The 17,523-nt window shown below is 68.2% G+C and carries 18 protein-coding genes; 17 read left to right on the top strand and 1 reads right to left on the bottom strand.

The genetic code is table 11. The annotated features are described in order from the left end of the window. Nucleotides 1-206 precede the first annotated feature (206 nt). The 17 genes from rpmE to OG819_RS05525 all read left to right on the top strand — a co-directional run bounded on the left by rpmE (nucleotide 207) and on the right by OG819_RS05525 (nucleotide 15,535). Nucleotides 207-428, top strand: coding sequence for a 50S ribosomal protein L31 (rpmE, locus tag OG819_RS05605; RefSeq protein WP_033323852.1), 222 nt, complete (start codon nucleotides 207-209; stop codon nucleotides 426-428). A gap of 135 nt (nucleotides 429-563) precedes the next feature. Continuing rightward, on the top strand, nucleotides 564-1,640 hold the full coding sequence (gene prfA, locus OG819_RS05600; protein WP_266628644.1) for a peptide chain release factor 1: 1,077 nt from the start codon (nucleotides 564-566) through the stop codon (nucleotides 1,638-1,640). A gap of 134 nt (nucleotides 1,641-1,774) precedes the next feature. Further along, entirely contained in the window at nucleotides 1,775-2,620 is an 846-nt protein-coding gene (prmC, locus tag OG819_RS05595; RefSeq protein WP_266431418.1) for a peptide chain release factor N(5)-glutamine methyltransferase, read from the top strand. A gap of 53 nt (nucleotides 2,621-2,673) precedes the next feature. Further along, nucleotides 2,674-3,321 (top strand): L-threonylcarbamoyladenylate synthase, encoded by a 648-nt coding sequence (locus OG819_RS05590; RefSeq protein WP_266628647.1) that lies wholly within the window; start codon nucleotides 2,674-2,676, stop codon nucleotides 3,319-3,321. Continuing rightward, entirely contained in the window at nucleotides 3,318-3,983 is a 666-nt protein-coding gene (locus OG819_RS05585) for a protein-tyrosine-phosphatase (protein WP_266431415.1), read from the top strand. Before OG819_RS05590 ends, OG819_RS05585 begins: the two co-directional genes overlap by 4 nt. A 111-nt stretch (nucleotides 3,984-4,094) precedes the next feature. After that, nucleotides 4,095-5,336, top strand: coding sequence for a serine hydroxymethyltransferase (gene glyA / locus OG819_RS05580; protein ID WP_266628655.1), 1,242 nt, complete (start codon nucleotides 4,095-4,097; stop codon nucleotides 5,334-5,336). A gap of 126 nt (nucleotides 5,337-5,462) precedes the next feature. Then, nucleotides 5,463-6,845 (top strand): MraY family glycosyltransferase, encoded by a 1,383-nt coding sequence (locus OG819_RS05575; RefSeq protein ID WP_266628657.1) that lies wholly within the window; start codon nucleotides 5,463-5,465, stop codon nucleotides 6,843-6,845. A 284-nt stretch (nucleotides 6,846-7,129) separates the two neighbouring features. After that, nucleotides 7,130-7,567 carry a hypothetical protein gene (locus tag OG819_RS05570; protein WP_266431409.1) on the top strand — a complete coding sequence of 146 codons (438 nt, stop codon included), beginning with the start codon at nucleotides 7,130-7,132 and terminating at the stop codon, nucleotides 7,565-7,567. A gap of 273 nt (nucleotides 7,568-7,840) precedes the next feature. Continuing rightward, nucleotides 7,841-8,611: a F0F1 ATP synthase subunit A gene (gene atpB / locus OG819_RS05565; protein WP_266652581.1), complete on the top strand. Its 771-nt coding sequence runs from the start codon at nucleotides 7,841-7,843 to the stop codon at nucleotides 8,609-8,611. 78 nt (nucleotides 8,612-8,689) lie between these two features. After that, complete coding sequence (locus OG819_RS05560; RefSeq protein WP_143628119.1) at nucleotides 8,690-8,926, top strand: F0F1 ATP synthase subunit C; 237 nt, start codon at nucleotides 8,690-8,692, stop codon at nucleotides 8,924-8,926. 39 nt (nucleotides 8,927-8,965) lie between these two features. Then, the gene (locus tag OG819_RS05555; protein WP_266431405.1) at nucleotides 8,966-9,514 is read left to right on the top strand and encodes a F0F1 ATP synthase subunit B; all 549 of its coding nucleotides are present in this window, start codon (nucleotides 8,966-8,968) and stop codon (nucleotides 9,512-9,514) included. Further along, nucleotides 9,511-10,335 carry a F0F1 ATP synthase subunit delta gene (locus OG819_RS05550; protein ID WP_266648297.1) on the top strand — a complete coding sequence of 275 codons (825 nt, stop codon included), beginning with the start codon at nucleotides 9,511-9,513 and terminating at the stop codon, nucleotides 10,333-10,335. The genes OG819_RS05555 and OG819_RS05550 overlap by 4 nt, the downstream gene beginning before the upstream one ends. A gap of 124 nt (nucleotides 10,336-10,459) precedes the next feature. Beyond that, nucleotides 10,460-12,049, top strand: coding sequence for a F0F1 ATP synthase subunit alpha (gene atpA / locus OG819_RS05545; protein WP_266628664.1), 1,590 nt, complete (start codon nucleotides 10,460-10,462; stop codon nucleotides 12,047-12,049). Between the two features lie 21 nt (nucleotides 12,050-12,070). Further along, on the top strand, nucleotides 12,071-12,985 hold the full coding sequence (locus OG819_RS05540) for a F0F1 ATP synthase subunit gamma (RefSeq protein ID WP_266648295.1): 915 nt from the start codon (nucleotides 12,071-12,073) through the stop codon (nucleotides 12,983-12,985). Further along, the gene (atpD, locus tag OG819_RS05535) at nucleotides 12,985-14,421 is read left to right on the top strand and encodes a F0F1 ATP synthase subunit beta (protein ID WP_266431397.1); all 1,437 of its coding nucleotides are present in this window, start codon (nucleotides 12,985-12,987) and stop codon (nucleotides 14,419-14,421) included. The genes OG819_RS05540 and atpD overlap by 1 nt, the downstream gene beginning before the upstream one ends. 163 nt (nucleotides 14,422-14,584) lie before the next feature. Beyond that, nucleotides 14,585-14,959: a F0F1 ATP synthase subunit epsilon gene (locus OG819_RS05530; RefSeq protein WP_266431395.1), complete on the top strand. Its 375-nt coding sequence runs from the start codon at nucleotides 14,585-14,587 to the stop codon at nucleotides 14,957-14,959. A 129-nt stretch (nucleotides 14,960-15,088) separates the two neighbouring features. Continuing rightward, on the top strand, nucleotides 15,089-15,535 hold the full coding sequence (locus tag OG819_RS05525; RefSeq protein ID WP_054233219.1) for a DUF2550 domain-containing protein: 447 nt from the start codon (nucleotides 15,089-15,091) through the stop codon (nucleotides 15,533-15,535). A 72-nt stretch (nucleotides 15,536-15,607) separates the two neighbouring features. Here OG819_RS05525 and OG819_RS05520 read toward each other — a convergent pair whose 3' ends face one another. After that, nucleotides 15,608-17,446 (bottom strand): glycoside hydrolase family 18 chitinase, encoded by a 1,839-nt coding sequence (locus OG819_RS05520; protein ID WP_266648293.1) that lies wholly within the window; start codon nucleotides 17,444-17,446, stop codon nucleotides 15,608-15,610. Between the last annotated feature and the right edge of the window lie 77 nt (nucleotides 17,447-17,523).

The following is a 17,523-nucleotide window of genomic DNA, read 5'->3' as shown; positions in this document are numbered from 1 at the left end:
GGAGCCGCGCCGAGGCCCGTACGAGCCCCGGCGCGAGCCCTCGTACGAGCCCTGTCCGAGCTCCGTACGCGGGCTCGGGAATAGATCATCCTTGCCCCCGGTTTTGGGGGATGGCGCCAGTGCTGGCAGACTGGTACGTCGGCTCCGGTTCACGCACCCGCATCCCGCGGCGGCGACCCGGCGCCCTCCCGAAACTAGGAGACACCTTGAAGCGCGACATCCACCCCGAGTACGTCGAGACGCAGGTCAGCTGCACCTGTGGCGCGTCGTTCACCACCCGTAGCACGATCTCCAGCGGTTCCATCCGCGCCGAGGTCTGCTCCGAGTGCCACCCGTTCTACACGGGCAAGCAGAAGATCCTCGACACCGGTGGCCGTGTGGCCCGCTTCGAGGCCCGCTTCGGCAAGGCTGCCGCTGCCAAGAAGTAGCGAGCCCACAGCGCCGGTCTTCGGTGTCCCCGGCACGGGGACGCCGGGACCGGCGCTTTGCGGTGCAGCCCCCATTCGTCTTACCTACGTCCCCGAGCCCATCATGGAGCTGGGGACAGTCCATTGGAGCCGGAGATGTTCGAGGCGGTCGAGGAACTCATCGGCGAGCACGCCGATCTGGAGAAGAAGCTCGCTGACCCGTCGGTCCACGCCGACCAGGCCAACGCGCGCAAGCTCAACAAGCGCTACGCCGAGCTGACCCCGATCGTCGCGACGTACCGCTCCTGGAAGCAGACCGGGGACGACATCGGCACGGCGAAGGAGCTCGCCGCCGACGACCCGGACTTCGCGGCCGAGGTCAAGGAGCTGGAGAAGCAGCGCGAGGAGCTCACCGAGAAGCTCCGGCTGCTGCTGGTCCCGCGCGACCCCAGCGACGACAAGGACGTCATCCTCGAGATCAAGGCGGGCGCGGGCGGCGACGAGTCGGCCCTGTTCGCCGGCGACCTGCTGCGCATGTACCTGCGCTACGCCGAGCGCGTCGGCTGGAAGACCGAGATCATCGACTCCACCGAGTCCGAGCTCGGCGGCTACAAGGACGTCCAGGTCGCCGTGAAGACCAAGGGCGGCCAGGGCGCCACCGAACCCGGTCAGGGTGTCTGGGCGCGCCTGAAGTACGAGGGCGGCGTGCACCGCGTGCAGCGGGTGCCCTCGACCGAGTCGCAGGGCCGTATTCACACCTCCGCGGCCGGTGTGCTGGTCACGCCCGAGGCCGAGGAGGTCGACGTCGAGATCCACGCGAACGATCTGCGCATCGACGTCTACCGTTCGTCGGGCCCCGGCGGCCAGTCCGTCAACACGACCGACTCCGCGGTGCGCATCACGCACATTCCGACCGGAGTCGTCGCGAGCTGCCAGAACGAGAAGAGTCAGCTGCAGAACAAGGAGCAGGCGATGCGTATCCTGCGCTCCAGGCTCCTCGCCGCGGCGCAGGAGGAAGCGGAGCGTGAGGCCGCGGACGCCCGCCGCAGCCAGGTCCGCACCGTCGACCGCTCCGAGAAGATCCGCACGTACAACTTCCCGGAGAACCGCATCTCGGACCACCGCGTCGGATTCAAGGCGTACAACTTGGACCAGGTGCTCGACGGTGACCTCGACGCGATGATCCAGGCCTGCGTCGACGCCGACTCGGCTGCGAAGCTCGCGGCCGCGTGAGGCCGAACGGCTGAACGTCTGAACGGCCGAACGGTCGAACGCGGCTGCGTAAGGCCGTACTTGTAAGTCCCGCTCGTCAAGGCAAGCCCCGCTCGTCAAGTCGTACGACAACAGCTCAGCCCCGGAGGACCAGCGTGAACCTGCTGCTCGCGGAAGTGGCCCAGGCCACCCAGCGGCTGGCCGACGCCGGCGTGCCCTCGCCGCGCAACGACGCGGAGGAGCTCGCGGCCTTCGTGCACGGCGTGAAGCGGGGCGAGCTGCACACCGTCAAGGACGCGGACTTCGACGCCCGCTACTGGGAGGTGACCGCGCGCCGCGAGGCCCGCGAGCCGCTCCAGCACATCACCGGACACGCCTACTTCCGTTATCTGGAACTCCAGGTGGGCCCCGGGGTGTTCGTCCCGCGCCCGGAGACGGAGTCGGTCGTCGGCTGGGCCATAGACGCCGTCCGCGCGATGGATGTCGTCGAGCCGCTGATCGTCGACCTGTGCACCGGCTCGGGCGCCATCGCGCTCGCGCTCGCGCAGGAGGTCCCGCGCTCCCGCGTACACGCCGTGGAGCTGTCCGAGGACGCCCTCCAGTGGACGCGCAAGAACGTCGAGGGGTCCAGGGTCGACCTGCGCCAGGGAGACGCCCTGGAGGCCTTCAGGGACCTCGACGGCCAGGTGGACCTGGTGATCTCCAACCCGCCGTACATCCCGCTCACGGAATGGGAGTACGTGGCGCCGGAGGCCCGGGACTACGATCCCGAACTCGCCCTGTTCTCCGGCGAGGACGGACTCGACCTCATCCGCGGCATCGAACGCACCGCGCACCGGCTGCTGCGCCCGGGCGGCGTCGTCGTGATCGAGCACGCCGACACCCAGGGCGGGCAGGTGCCGTGGATCTTCACCGAGGAGCGGGGCTGGGCCGACGCGGCCGACCACCCGGACCTCAACAACCGGCCGCGGTTCGCGACCGCCCGCAAGGCGATGCCGTGAGCGCGCGCATCGTGATCCCCAGCCAGCAGTACGTGTACGAGGAGGCTCCCTAAATGGCACGGCGATACGACACCAACGACGCGACCGACCGCATCACGGGTCTGCGTGAGGCCGCGTCCGCCGTCCGCCGTGGCGAGCTGGTGGTCCTCCCGACGGACACGGTGTACGGCATCGGCGCCGACGCGTTCAGCTCGGAAGCCGTCGCCGATCTCCTCGAGGCCAAGGGCCGGGGCCGCAACATGCCCACCCCTGTCCTCATCGGCTCCCCGAACACCTTGCACGGCCTCGTCACGGACTTCTCCGAGATGGCCTGGGAGCTCGTCGACGCGTTCTGGCCGGGTGCGCTCACCCTCGTCGCCAAGCACCAGCCGTCCCTGCAGTGGGACTTGGGGGACACCCGGGGCACGGTGGCCATCCGTATGCCGCTGCACCCGGTCGCCATCGAACTGCTGACAGAGGTCGGCCCGATGGCCGTCTCCTCCGCGAACCTCACGGGACACCCGGCTCCCGAGGACTGTGACGCCGCGCAGGAGATGCTCGGCGACTCCGTCTCCGTCTACCTGGACGGCGGCCCGACCCCCGGCAACGTTCCCTCCTCGATCGTCGACGTCACCGGCAAGGTGCCGGTCCTGCTGCGCGCGGGTGCCCTGTCGGCGGAGGAGCTCCGGAAGGTCGTACCCGACCTCGAGGTGGCGAATTGACAGCCCCTGACGCGGGGCGTGGCATAGGCACGGGGATCACGGGGGCCAACGGGTCCCCCAGGGGGTCCTTCCGCATCCTCCACGTCAGCACCGGCAACGTGTGCCGCTCGCCGATCACCGAGCGGCTGACCCGCCATGCCCTCGCGGACCGGCTGGGCGACCCCCTGTGGGGCGGCCTCATCGTCGAGAGCGCCGGCACCTGGGGCCACGAGGGCGCCCCCATGGAGGCCAACGCCGAGACGGTCCTCGCCGACTTCGGCGCGGACGCCTCCGGCTTCGTCGGCCGCGAGCTCCTCGACGACCACGTCATCAGAGCCGACCTGGTCCTCACCGCGACCCGCGACCACCGCGCCCAGGTCATCTCCATGGGCCACTCCGCGGGCCTGCGCACCTTCACCCTGAAGGAGTTCACCAGGCTGGTCCGCGCCATAGATCCCGCCACGCTGCCTCCCCTGGAGGACGGTGTGGTCGAGCGGGCCCGTGCGCTGGTCCGTGCGGCGGCCGCTCTACGCGGGTGGCTGCTGGCCCCCACGGCGGAGGCGGACGAGGTCTTCGATCCGTACGGCGCGCCGCTGCCGTTCTTCCGTTCGATCGGCGATGAGATCAACGAGGCGCTGGATCCGGTGGTGACGGCGTTGACGGGGGTGCGGGCGCGCGCGTAGGCCGGTGTGGGCGTTTTCTCGTGGGGGCCCGATAGGGCGTAACACCGGGCGTCCCACTGGTCCCGGTTCTACATTGGACATAGCGCACCCCGCCGAGGTCCGGAGTCCACCATGCCGGTCACACAAACGCTGGAAGCGGATGTTCTGCGTCGGCAGGACCCGGAGCTCGCCGAGATCCTGATGGGGGAGCTCGCGCGACAGTCGACGACGCTGCAGCTGATCGCGGCCGAGAACTTCACGTCGAGGGCCGTGCTGACCGCCCTCGGGTCGCCGCTGGCTAACAAGTACGCCGAGGGGTATCCCGGCGCCCGCCACCACGGCGGCTGCGAGATCGTCGACGTCGCCGAGCGCCTGGCCGTGGAGCGCGCCAAGGCCCTCTTCGGCGCCCAGCACGCCAACGTACAGTCCCACTCCGGATCTTCGGCCGTCCTCGCCGCGTACGCCGCCCTGCTGCGGCCCGGGGACACCGTCCTGGCCCTGGGGCTGCCGTTCGGCGGCCACCTCACGCACGGGTCGCCCGCGAATTTCTCCGGCCGCTGGTTCGACTTCGTCGGGTACCGGGTGGAGGCGGAGAGCGGGCTCATCGACTACGAGCAGGTGCGCGCGCTGGCCCGTACGCACCGGCCGAAGGCCATCGTGTGCGGCTCGATCTCCTACCCCCGGCACATCGACTACGCGCTCTTCCGGGCGATCGCCGACGAGGTCGGCGCCTATCTCATCGCCGACGCCGCCCACCCCATCGGCCTGGTCGCCGGGGGAGCGGCGCCCAGCCCGGTGCCGTACGCCGATGTGGTCTGCGCCACCACGCACAAGGTGCTGCGCGGCCCCCGCGGCGGCATGATCCTGTGCGGAAGCGAGCTGGCCGAGCGGGTCGACCGGGCCGTCTTCCCCTTCACCCAGGGCGGCGCCCAGATGCACACCATCGCCGCCAAGGCCGTCGCGTTCGGCGAGGCCGCGACGCCCGCCTTCGCGGTGTACGCCCACCAGGTGGTCGCTAACGCGAAGGTGCTGGCCGAGGGGCTGGCCGCGGAGGGACTCGCCCTCACCACCGGAGGGACCGACACCCACATGCTGACCGCGGACACCGCTCCGCTCGGTGTCGACGGCCGCAGCGCGCGAGGCCGTCTCGCCGCCGCCGGAATGGTCCTCGACACCTGCGCGCTGCCCCACGGCGACGACCGCGGCCTGCGCCTCGGTACGGCCGCGCTGACCACGCAGGGGATGGGCGAGGCGGAGATGACGCAGGTCGCGAAGTTGTTCGCGGCGGTGCTGCGGGACGAGACCGACAGCAGGCGGGCGCGTGAAGAAGTGCGGGATCTGGCCGGGAGATTTCCGCCCTATCCGGACGAGTGAGGGGTACGCGCACTCGTGTGCACAGCCACTCGTGCAACCATCGTCGCTACCCGGAAGTCCCCAACCATATGCGCGCATCGCTAGGGTGTGGGGCTGAGATGGCCAGCGAGACCTGTGGGGAAGCCCGTGCGTGAATATCTGCTGACGCTCTGCATCACGGCCGCGGTGACGTATCTGCTGACAGGGCCGGTACGGAAGTTCGCGATCGTGGCCGGAGCCATGCCGCAGATCCGGGCACGTGACGTGCACCGGGAACCCACGCCGCGGCTCGGCGGCATCGCGATGTTCTTCGGCTTGTGCGCGGGCCTGCTGGTCGCCGACCACCTGCGGAACCTCAACGCGGTGTTCTCGGACTCCAACGAGCCCCGCGCGCTGCTCTCCGGCGCCGCCCTGATCTGGCTGATCGGTGTCCTGGACGACAAGTTCGAGATCGACGCCCTGATCAAGCTGGGCGGTCAGATGATCGCCGCGGGCGTGATGGTCATGCAGGGTCTGACGATCCTGTGGCTGCCCATCCCGGGCGTCGGCCTGGTCGCGCTGACCCAGTGGCAGGGCACCCTGCTCACCGTGGCACTGGTCGTCATCACGATCAACGCGGTGAACTTCGTCGACGGCCTCGACGGCCTCGCCTCCGGCATGGTGTGCATCGCCTCCGCCGCGTCCTTCCTGTACGCGTACCGCATCTGGTACTCGTACGGCATCGAGGCCGCCGCCCCGGCGACGCTCTTCGCGGCGATCCTCATGGGCATGTGTCTGGGCTTCCTGCCGCACAACATGCACCCCGCGCGGATCTTCATGGGCGACTCCGGCTCGATGCTGATCGGCCTGGTGTTGGCCGCCGGCGCGATCTCCATCACCGGGCAGATCGACCCGGACGCGATGAACCTGTTCTCCGGTTCGGAGCGCAACACCGTGCACCAGATGGTGCCCGTGTACATCCCGCTGCTGCTGCCGCTGACGATCATCGCGGTCCCGGCCGCCGACCTGGTGCTCGCCATCGTGCGGCGCACCTGGCGCGGACAGTCGCCCTTCGCCGCCGACCGCGGCCACCTGCACCACCGTCTGCTGGAGGTCGGCCACTCGCACAGCCGGGCCGTCCTGATCATGTACTTCTGGTCGGCGCTGATCGCCTTCGGAACGCTCGCCTTCTCGGTGAACTCGGCGTCCATGTGGATCGTGCTCGGCATCGCGGCGCTCAGCGCGGTGGGTCTCGTACTGCTCCTGCTGCCGCGCTTCACGCCCCGTGCCCCGCGCTGGGCCGAGAACCTGGTGCCGCCGCGCTACCGCCGCCGTCGCAGGGGCGCCCTGGCGGCCGAGGCGGAGGCGGCCATGGCCTCCCTCGCGTACGAGGAGCCGGCCTCCCACGAGAAGGCGGCCCAGGAGCGGGAGGAAGGCGTCCGCGAACACCGTTCGCCGGTCGTCACAGGTGTCTCAGGAGTCAACGGGGCGACGGCAATTGGCCCCCGTGCGCGCTTCCTGGAAGGGCGCAAAGCCGAATCTTCACGCTGACGCAAAGTAAGAATTCTGCAAGAGCGATCATCGGCAAACCCCGTCAATACCAGACAAGTTGCCCCCGATATTGCACAGACGCGCAGGTTCACTCTCATGTGTGACAGCGAGCACACCATCTAGGTAAAGACCGCATCAAATAGTTTGTGATACGGTTCACGAGAACCCGGGATAGAGCCGAGGGACCGCAGTGAGACGGCCCCTTGGCGTGAGGTTCTCTCTCAGCCCGGGACTACGCTCGTCCATGACGACACCCTGCCCCCGAAGCAAGCGGAGTTGCCGCCATGCCGTCCAATGACGCCCGGAACCTACTGCACACCGCTGTCCCCACAGCGGCTGTCGGCGTGATCGCCGTCGCCGTCAGTGGCGTGGTCGCGGGTGGCAAAGGCGCGCTCGGCGCGGGCATCGGCACGCTGCTGGCCATCCTCTTCATGGGGATCGGCCTCTACGTCCTGCAGTGGACGGCGAAAACGCTTCCCCAGCTGTTCCAGGCCATGGGCCTGATGCTGTACGTGGCCCAGCTCCTGCTGCTCCTGATCTTCGTGGCTCTCTTCAAGAACACGTCACTGTTCAATCCCAAGGCGTTCGCGGTCGGCCTCGTCCTCGCGACCGTCGTGTGGATGGCGGCGCAGGCGCGGGCACACATGAAGGCCAAGATCTTCTATGTCGACCCCGAACCCGAGAAGAGCGAGAAGCCCGAGAAATCAGGGTCCTCGTCGTGAGGGGTAGGGGCGGGATAAAGCCATGTGGGAGATCCTGCTATCGTCCGGTGCCAACTGCGGCATCGCGGGCGCGGGCATCTGAGCTGACGCCTGCTCAATCGCGAGGCTTGATGCCCCACAGCCGCCCTCACATCCGTTACACCAGTCCAGTGCCGAACCGCGGCTGCGCGCCGCGCCGACACAACGAGGTTGCCGTACCTATGCGTCACGCCGAAGGAGCCCGTGGTGAGTGCTGACCAGACCCAGCTCGCCTTTGACTGGAGCTGTCGGATCATGTCCGACAACGGGTGTGGCTTTCCGGCTCCGGGCCTGCACTCGTTCCTCTTCAAGCCGATCGCCACGGTGGGAGGGGTCGAGTTCAACAAGGTGATGCTGCTCGCCCTGCTCACCTCGATCGTCGTCGTCGTCTTCTTCTGGGCGGCCTTCGGCAAGGCCAAGGTGATCCCGGGCAAGCTGCAGATGGTCGGCGAGGCCGGTTACGACTTCGTGCGCCGCGGCATCGTCTACGAGACGCTCGGCAAGCGCGAGGGCGAGAAATACGTCCCGATCATGGTCTCGCTGTTCTTCTTCATCTGGATCATGAACATCTGGTCCGTGATCCCGCTGGCGCAGTTCCCGGTGTCGTCGGTCTTCGCCTTCCCGGTGGTGCTCGCCGCGATCGTCTGGATCATGTGGGTCTCGGTCACGTTCAAGCGGCACGGCTTCGTCGGCTTCTTCAAGAACGTCACCGGCTACGACAAGTCGCTCGGCGCGGTGCTGCCGCTCGTCATGATCATCGAGTTCTTCTCGAACCTGATCGTCCGGCCCTTCACGCACGCGGTCCGACTTTTCGCCAACATGTTCGCCGGCCACCTGATGCTGGTCATGTTCACGGTCGCCTCCTGGTACCTGCTGAACAGCTACATGATCCCCGCGGCCGGCGTCTCGTTCGTGATGACCGTCATCATGATCCTCTTCGAGCTTTTCATTCAGGCCGTTCAGGCGTACGTCTTCGTGCTGCTGGCCTGCTCGTACCTTCAGGGCGCGCTCGCCGAGCACCACTGAGTCTCCGCCGCCCCGAAAGCCCCCAGAACGTCCGGTGGCCAACCCCCGCCGGTCCAAGAAAGAGAAGGAAGAATCAGCATGGCTGCCACTGAGACCCTCGCCGCTCTCTCCGGTTCGATCGGTTCCGTCGGCTACGGCCTCGCCGCCATCGGCCCCGGCGTCGGCGTCGGCATCATCTTCGGTAACGGCACCCAGGCCCTGGCCCGTCAGCCCGAAGCTGCCGGCCTGATCCGCGCCAACCAGATCCTCGGCTTCGCCTTCTGTGAGGCGCTCGCCCTCATCGGCATCGTCATGCCGTTCGTTTTCGGTCAGTAATTCACCCCTTACTGACACGAATCGACGAAAGGCACTGATGTGATCGCCAACCTGGTACAGCTGGCGGCCGAGGAGAAGCAGAACCCGCTCATCCCGGCCGGCCCCGAGCTGCTCGTCGGCGCCATCGCCTTCGCCATCGTGTTCTTCTTCTTCTGGAAGAAGCTCCTCCCGAACATCAACAAGGTTCTGGAAGAGCGCCGCGCGGCGATCGAAGGCGGTATCGAAGAGGCCGACGCCATGAAGGTCGAAGCCCAGAGCGTGCTGGAGCAGTACAAGGCCCAGCTCGCCGAGGCACGGCACGAGGCCGCGCGTCTGCGCCAGGAGGCGCAGGAGCAGGGTGCCCAGCTCATCGCCGACATGCGGGCGGAGGGTCAGCGGCAGCGCGAGGAGATCGTCGTCGCCGGTCACGCCCAGATCGAGGCCGACCGCAAGGCCGCCTCGCAGGCGCTGCGTCAGGACGTGGGCAAGCTCGCCACCGACCTGGCCGGCAAGCTCGTCGGTGAGTCCCTCGAGGACCACGCCCGGCAGAGCCGCGTCATCGACCGCTTCCTCGACGAGCTCGAGGAGAAGGCCGAGGCGACTCGATGACCGCACACGGAGCAAGCCGCGAGGCCCTCGCTGCAGCCCGTGAGCGTCTCGACGCGCTGACGGACTCGACGTCCGTGGACGCGGTCCAGCTCGCCGACGAGCTGGCGGCCGTCACCGCGCTGCTCAACCGCGAGGTGTCGCTGCGTCGGGTCCTGACCGACCCGGCGCAGCACGGCGAGGCCAAGGCCGAGCTGGCCCAGCGCCTGCTCGGCGGCCAGGTCAGCGGGCCGACCGCGGACCTGGTGGCCGGTCTGGTGCGCGCGCGCTGGTCGCAGTCGCGTGACCTGGTGGACACGCTGGAGGAGCTGGCGAGCATCGCCGACCTCACGGCCGCCCAGCGGGCGAACGCGCTCGACGACGTCGAGGACGAGCTGTTCCGGTTCGGCCGGATCGTCTCTTCGAACACCGAGCTGCGCGCCGCGCTGACCGACCGCACCGCCTCGAAGGCGGCCAAGAGCGAGCTGCTGCGCAGCCTGCTCGGCGGCCGGGCCAAGCCGACCACCGAACGCCTGGTGACGCGCCTTGTGACCGCGCCCCGGGGACGTAGCCTGGAATCGGGACTCGAGTCCCTGTCCAAGCTCGCCGCCGAGCGCCGCAGCCGCATGGTCGCCGTCGTCACCTCGGCGGTCCCGCTGAGCGACGGACAGAAGCGACGCCTCGGCGCCGCCCTGGCGAAGCTCTACGGCCACCCGATGCACCTCAATCTCGACGTGGACCCCGAGGTCATCGGCGGGATCCGGGTGCAGGTCGGCGACGAGGTCATCGACGGCGCCGTCGCGGACCGGCTCGAGGACGCGCGCCGCCGCATCGTCGGCCAGTAGCAACTCAATACGCGTAACCACGTAGTACTTACGGCCCTGGTTGGGCCGTGCAGAGGATTCCTGGGGGCTGACCCCAGACCCCCCAAGAAAACTTCGGGCCCAACAAGGAGAGCAGGGAACCCAGATGGCGGAGCTCACGATCCGGCCGGAGGAGATCCGGGACGCGCTGGAGAACTTTGTCCAGTCGTACAAGCCGGACGCGGCCTCGCGCGAGGAGGTCGGTACGGTCACCGTCGCCGGCGACGGTATCGCCAAGATCGAGGGCCTTCCCTCGGCGATGGCGAACGAGCTGCTGAAGTTCGAGGACGGAACCCTCGGTCTCGCGCTGAACCTGGAAGAGCGCGAGATCGGTGCGGTCGTCCTCGGAGAGTTCAGTGGTATCGAGGAGGGCCAGCCGGTGCAGCGCACCGGTGAGGTGCTGTCCGTCGCCGTGGGCGAGGGCTACCTCGGCCGCGTTGTCGACCCGCTCGGCAACCCGATCGACGGCCTCGGCGAGATCGAGACCACCGGCCGCCGCGCCCTCGAGCTGCAGGCCCCGGGCGTCATGGTCCGCAAGTCGGTGCACGAGCCGATGGAGACCGGCTACAAGGCCGTCGACGCGATGACCCCGATCGGCCGTGGCCAGCGTCAGCTGGTCATCGGCGACCGTCAGACCGGCAAGACCGCGCTGGCTGTCGACACGATCATCAACCAGCGCGACAACTGGCGCTCGGGCGACACCAAGAAGCAGGTCCGCTGCATCTACGTCGCCATCGGCCAGAAGGGTTCGACCATCGCTTCCGTGCGTGGCGCCCTCGAAGAGGCCGGCGCGCTGGAGTACACGACCATCGTCGCCGCCCCGGCGTCCGACCCGGCCGGCTTCAAGTACCTTGCGCCGTACACCGGTTCGGCCATCGGCCAGCACTGGATGTACGAGGGCAAGCACGTCCTCATCATCTTCGACGACCTCTCGAAGCAGGCCGACGCCTACCGCGCCGTGTCCCTGCTGCTGCGCCGTCCGCCGGGGCGCGAGGCCTACCCCGGTGACGTCTTCTACCTGCACTCCCGTCTGCTGGAGCGCTGCGCGAAGCTCTCCGACGACCTGGGCGCCGGTTCGATGACGGGTCTGCCGATCGTCGAGACCAAGGCGAACGACGTGTCGGCGTTCATCCCGACCAACGTCATCTCCATCACCGACGGCCAGTGCTTCCTGGAGTCCGACCTGTTCAACGCCGGCCAGCGTCCGGCCCTGAACGTCGGTATCTCGGTCTCCCGCGTCGGTGGCTCCGCCCAGCACAAGGCGATGAAGCAGGTTTCCGGCCGACTGCGCCTGGACCTCGCCCAGTACCGCGAGCTGGAGGCGTTCGCCGCCTTCGGTTCCGACCTGGACGCCGCGTCGAAGTCCCAGCTGGAGCGCGGTCAGCGACTGGTCGAGCTGCTCAAGCAGGCTCAGTACCAGCCGATGGCCACCGAGGACCAGGTCGTCTCCGTGTGGGCCGGTACCACCGGCAAGATGGACGACGTTCCGGTCGTCGACATCCGGCGCTTCGAGAAGGAGCTGCTGGAGTTCCTGCACCGCAAGCACCAGGGACTCATGACCTCCATCAAGGAGGGCGGCAAGATGTCGGACGACACCCTGCAGGCCATCGCCGAGGCGATCGCGGAGTTCAAGAAGCAGTTCGAGACCTCGGACGGCAAGCTGCTCGGCGAAGACGTTCCGGCCGCGGCCAAGTGACGTAAGGAAGGGACCTGACTCATGGGAGCCCAGCTCCGGGTCTACAAGCGTCGCATCCGATCCGTCACCGCGACCAAGAAGATCACCAAGGCGATGGAGATGATCGCCGCCTCGCGCGTCGTCAAGGCGCATCGCAAGGTGAGGGCCTCCGCGCCGTACGCGACCGAGCTCACCCGCGCGGTCACGGCGGTCGGCACCGGCTCGAACACCAAGCACCCGCTGACCACGGAGGCGGAGACGGCGACCCGTTCCGCGGTGCTGCTCCTCACGAGCGACCGCGGACTGGCCGGCGCCTTCAACTCCAACGCCATCAAGGCGGCGGAGCTGCTGACCGCCCGTCTCGAGGCGGAGGGCAAGGAGGTCGACACGTACATCGTCGGCCGCCGGGGTCTGGCTCACTACCACTTCCGCGAGCGCGCGGTCGTGCAGTCGTGGTCGGGCTTCACCGACGAGCCCACCTACGCGGACGCCAAGAAGGTCGCGGCGCCGCTGATCGAGGCCATCGAGAAGGAGACGGCGGCCGGCGGCGTGGATGAACTCCACATCGTCTACACCGAGTTCGTCTCGATGATGACGCAGACGGCGGTCGACGGCCGCCTGCTGCCACTGCGCCTCGAAGAGGTCGCGGAGGAGGCGCCCAAGGGCGAGATCCTTCCGCTGTACGAGTTCGAGCCGTCGGCGGAGGACGTCCTCGACGCCCTGCTGCCTCGGTACGTCGAGAGCCGTATCTACAACGCGCTGCTCCAGTCGGCTGCCTCCAAGCACGCCGCCACGCGCCGCGCGATGAAGTCGGCGACCGACAACGCGGGAGACCTGATCACCACGCTCTCCCGCCTTGCCAATGCGGCCCGCCAGGCCGAAATCACCCAGGAAATCAGCGAGATCGTCGGTGGCTCCGCAGCCCTTGCCGACGCGACCGCGGGGAGTGACAAGTAATGACGACGACTTCTGAGACGGCCGTTGCCACGGGCCGCGTCGCCCGGGTCATCGGCCCGGTCGTCGACGTGGAGTTCCCCGTCGACGCGATGCCGGACATCTACAACGCCCTTCACGTCGAGGTGGCCGACCCGGCCAACGCCGGCGAGAAGAAGGTCCTGACCCTGGAGGTCGCCCAGCACCTGGGTGACGGCCTGGTCCGCACGATCTCCATGCAGCCCACCGACGGTCTGGTCCGCCAGGCCGTGGTCACCGACACCGGCACGGGCATCACCGTTCCGGTCGGTGACTTCACCAAGGGTAAGGTGTTCAACACCCTCGGTGACGTGCTGAACTCCGACGAGAAGTACGAGGGCGAGCGCTGGTCCATCCACCGCAAGGCCCCGCGCTTCGACGAGCTCGAGTCGAAGACCGAGATGTTCGAGACCGGCGTCAAGGTCATCGACCTCCTCACCCCGTACGTCAAGGGTGGAAAGATCGGTCTGTTCGGTGGTGCCGGTGTCGGCAAGACGGTGCTCATCCAGGAGATGATCTACCGCGTCGCCAACAACCACGACGGTGTCTCCGTGTTCGCCGGCGTCGGTGAGCGCACCCGTGAGGGCAACGACCTCATCGAGGAGATGTCCGACTCGGGCGTCATCGACAAGACCGCGCTTGTCTTCGGTCAGATGGACGAGCCCCCGGGCACCCGTCTGCGCGTGGCCCTCGCGGGTCTGACGATGGCGGAGTACTTCCGTGACGTCCAGAACCAGGACGTGCTGTTCTTCATCGACAACATCTTCCGCTTCACGCAGGCCGGTTCCGAGGTCTCGACCCTGCTCGGCCGTATGCCCTCCGCGGTGGGCTACCAGCCGAACCTGGCCGACGAGATGGGTCTCCTCCAGGAGCGCATCACCTCGACCCGTGGTCACTCGATCACCTCGATGCAGGCGATCTACGTCCCCGCGGACGACCTGACCGACCCGGCCCCGGCCACCACGTTCGCCCACCTCGACGCGACGACGGTTCTGTCCCGTCCGATCTCCGAGAAGGGCATCTACCCGGCCGTGGACCCGCTGGACTCCACGTCCCGCATCCTGGACCCGCGCTACATCGCGGCGGATCACTACGCCGCCGCGATGCGGGTCAAGTCGGTCCTGCAGAAGTACAAGGACCTCCAGGACATCATCGCGATCCTCGGTATCGACGAGCTCGGCGAGGAGGACAAGCTCACTGTCCACCGCGCCCGTCGCGTGGAGCGCTTCCTGTCCCAGAACACCCACGTCGCCAAGCAGTTCACCGGCGTCGACGGGTCGGACGTCCCGCTGGACGAGTCGATCGCGGCCTTCAACGCGATCATCGACGGTGAGTACGACCACTTCCCGGAGCAGGCGTTCTTCCTGTGCGGTGGCATTGAGGACCTCAAGGCCAACGCCAAGGAGCTCGGCGTCTCCTGAACCTCGTGTATCTGAGGGACTCCGGTTCCTGAGGAACTCGTGTTCGTGAAGGAGGGGGACGGGACCGCACCTCGCGGGGCGCGTCCCGTCCCCCTCCGTACGCCCATTAGACTTTGACCCAACACCCGGCGGCCATGCCGGGTGGTGACCCGAGGAGCCCACCTTGGCTACTGAGCTGCACGTCGAGCTCGTCGCCGCGGACCGCAGTGTCTGGTCCGGCGAGGCCACCCTGGTCGTCGCGCGTACCGCGTCCGGCGACATCGGCGTCATGCCCGGTCACCAGCCGCTGCTCGGTGTGCTGGAGTCGGGCCCGGTGACCATCCGTACGAGTGATGGTGGAACGGTCGTCGCCGCGGTGCACGGCGGTTTCATCTCGTTCGCCGACAACAAGCTGTCCCTGCTGGCCGAGATCGCCGAGCTGTCGGACGAGATCGATGTCCAGCGTGTGGAGCGGGAGCTCGAGCGTGCCAAGGCGGAGGGCGATGCCTCCGCCGAGCGCCGTGCGGACGTCCGCCTGCGGGCGGTGTCGGCGCGCTGAGGCGGCGCGCCGTGTGATGCTTTGACTCAGCCGCGGCTGGGACCGGATCACTCCGGCCCCAGCCGCGGCTGAGGCAAATGCGGAGGTTTTTTCTTTTCCGTTACCTAGGAGACGAGGAGGTCGGTGTCGATGGTCCTCGCTCTGACTGTGTGCGGATTGGTAGTGGCGCTTGTGGTGGTGGGGCTGTTCGTCTTCGGCCTCCGCCGCCGGCTGATCCAGCGCTCCGGAGGCACGTTCGACTGCAGCCTGCGCTGGGACGTACCGGAGAAGAGCGACCCGAACGGAAAAGGCTGGGGCTACGGCGTCGCCCGCTACAACGGCGACCGCATCGAGTGGTACCGCGTCTTCTCGTACTCCCCGCGCCCGCGCCGCGTCCTGGAACGTTCGGCGATCGAGGTGGCCGGCCGCCGCACCCCGGACGGCGAGGAGGAACTCGCGCTGCTCTCCGACGCGATCATCCTGGCCTGCGTCCACCGGGGCACCCGTCTGGAACTGGCGATGAGCGAGGACGCGCTGACCGGTTTCCTCGCGTGGCTTGAGGCAGCTCCGCCCGGACAGCGAGTAAATGTGGCCTGAAAGGCCACATTTACTCGCTGGGTGGGGGTCCCCCCGGACGAAGTCTGGGGGAGCGTCAATGTGGCCTGAGGGCTATCCGAGCCCGCTGTTGATCGCGCTCACCAGTTCGCCGTTGCTGGTGTCTCCGCTGAACTCCCAGAAGAACGCGCCGCCCAGGCCCTGGCCCTTGGCCCACGCCATCTTCGTGCCGATGGTCGCCGGGGTGTCGTAGGACCACCAGTTGCTGCCGCAGTGCGCGTACGCCGTCCCGGCGATGGTGCCGGTGGCCGGGCAGGACGTCTTCAGCACCTTGTAGTCCTCGATGCCCTGCTCGTACGTGCCTGCCGCCGGACCCGTGGCCGTGCCGCCCGGCGCGTCCTGGGTGACGCCCGTCCAGCCGCGGCCGTAGAAGCCGATGCCGATCAGCAGCTTGCTCGCGGGCACGCCCTTCGCCTTGAACTTGGCGATCGCGTCGGCCGTGGTGAAGCCGGGCGTCGGGATGCCGCTGTACGAGGTGAGCGGGGAGTGCGGGGCGGTCGGGCCCTGCGCGTTGAACGCTCCGAAGAAGTCGTACGTCATCACGTTGTACCAGTCGACGTACTGCGAGGCGCCCGCGTAGTCGGCGGCGTCGATCTTGCCGCCGGAGGTGCCGTCGGCCGTGGTGGCCGCGGTGACCAGGTTGCCCGTGCCGAACTTGGCACGCAGGGCCTGCATCAGGTTCTTGTAGGCCGCGGCGCCGCTGGTGTCGCAGGACAGGCCACAGGCGTTCGGGTACTCCCAGTCGATGTCGATGCCGTCGAAGACGTCGGCCCAGCGCGGGTCCTCGACCAGGTCGTAGCAGGACTGCGCGAAGGCGGCCGGGTTGGCGGCGGCCTGGGCGAAGCCGCCGGACCAGGTCCAGCCGCCGAAGGACCAGAGGATCTTGATGTTCGGGTACTTGGCCTTCAGCTCGCGCAGCTGGTTGAAGTTGCCGCGCAGCGGCTGGTCCCAGGTGTCGGCGACGCCGCTGACGGACTGGTCGGCGGTGAAGGCCTTGTCGTAGTCCGCGTAGGAGTCGCCGATGGCGCACTGGCCGTTGGTGACGTTGCCGAAGGCGTAGTTGATGTGCGTGATCTTGGCCGCCGAGCCCGAGGTCACCAGGTTCTTGACGTTGTAGTTGCGGCCGTAGATGCCCCACTCGGTGAAGTAGCCGAGCTTGACCGCGTTGCCGGTCGGGGGCGGGGTCGTACCGCCGCCGGTGGTGTGTACGGCGACCGCGCCGCTCACCGGACCGGTCTGGTCGGCGGTGTCACGGGCCTGGACGGTGTACGAGTAGTCGGTGCCGGCGGTCAGGCCGGTGTCCGTGTACGAGGTCGTGGTCACGGTCGCGACCTTGGTGCCGCCGCGCAGGACGTCGTAGTTCTTGACGCCCTTGTCGTCGGTGGCCGCGCTCCAGGAGAGCTTCACCGAGGTGTCGGTGATCGCGGAGGCGGTGGGGGTGCCGGGCGTGCTCGGCGGGTTGTCGCCGGGGACGGTGGTGCCGCCGTCACAGCTTCCGCCGTTGAGAGTGCAGTTGGACGGGGATCCGGTGCCGGCGCCGTTGAAGCCGAAGGAGACGGAGGCGCCCGCGGCGAGGGTGCCGTTGTAGGACTTGTTCTTGGCGGTCCAGTGGGTGCCGGAGGACGTGACGTCCGCGTCCCAGGCCGAGGTGACGGACGTACCGGAGGGGAAGTCCCACGCGATTGTCCAGGAACTGATGCTGGTGGTACCGGTGTTGGTGACCGTCCACTTGCCTTCGAAGCCCGTACCCCAGTCCTGGGTCTTGGTGTACGTGGCGGTGGCGGAGGTGGCTGCCGAGGCGGGGCTCGCGAGCCCGACGAGGGCGGCGAGCGGAAGCAGCAGGGTGGTGAGTCCTGCCACGGTTCGCTGTCGGACTCTGGTTCTGAAGCGCATGATGCCTCTCCTCGGGGGTGTCGTGGGCATGGCTAAGCGCAGTGCGGCGAGAATAGAAAGGTCTGGACCATAGGTCA

The organism is Streptomyces sp. NBC_01549, assembly GCF_026339955.1.
Lineage (GTDB): Bacteria > Actinomycetota > Actinomycetes > Streptomycetales > Streptomycetaceae > Streptomyces.
The sequence above is the reverse complement of the archived record's forward strand: the minus strand, read 5'-3'. Positions and strand labels throughout refer to the sequence as shown.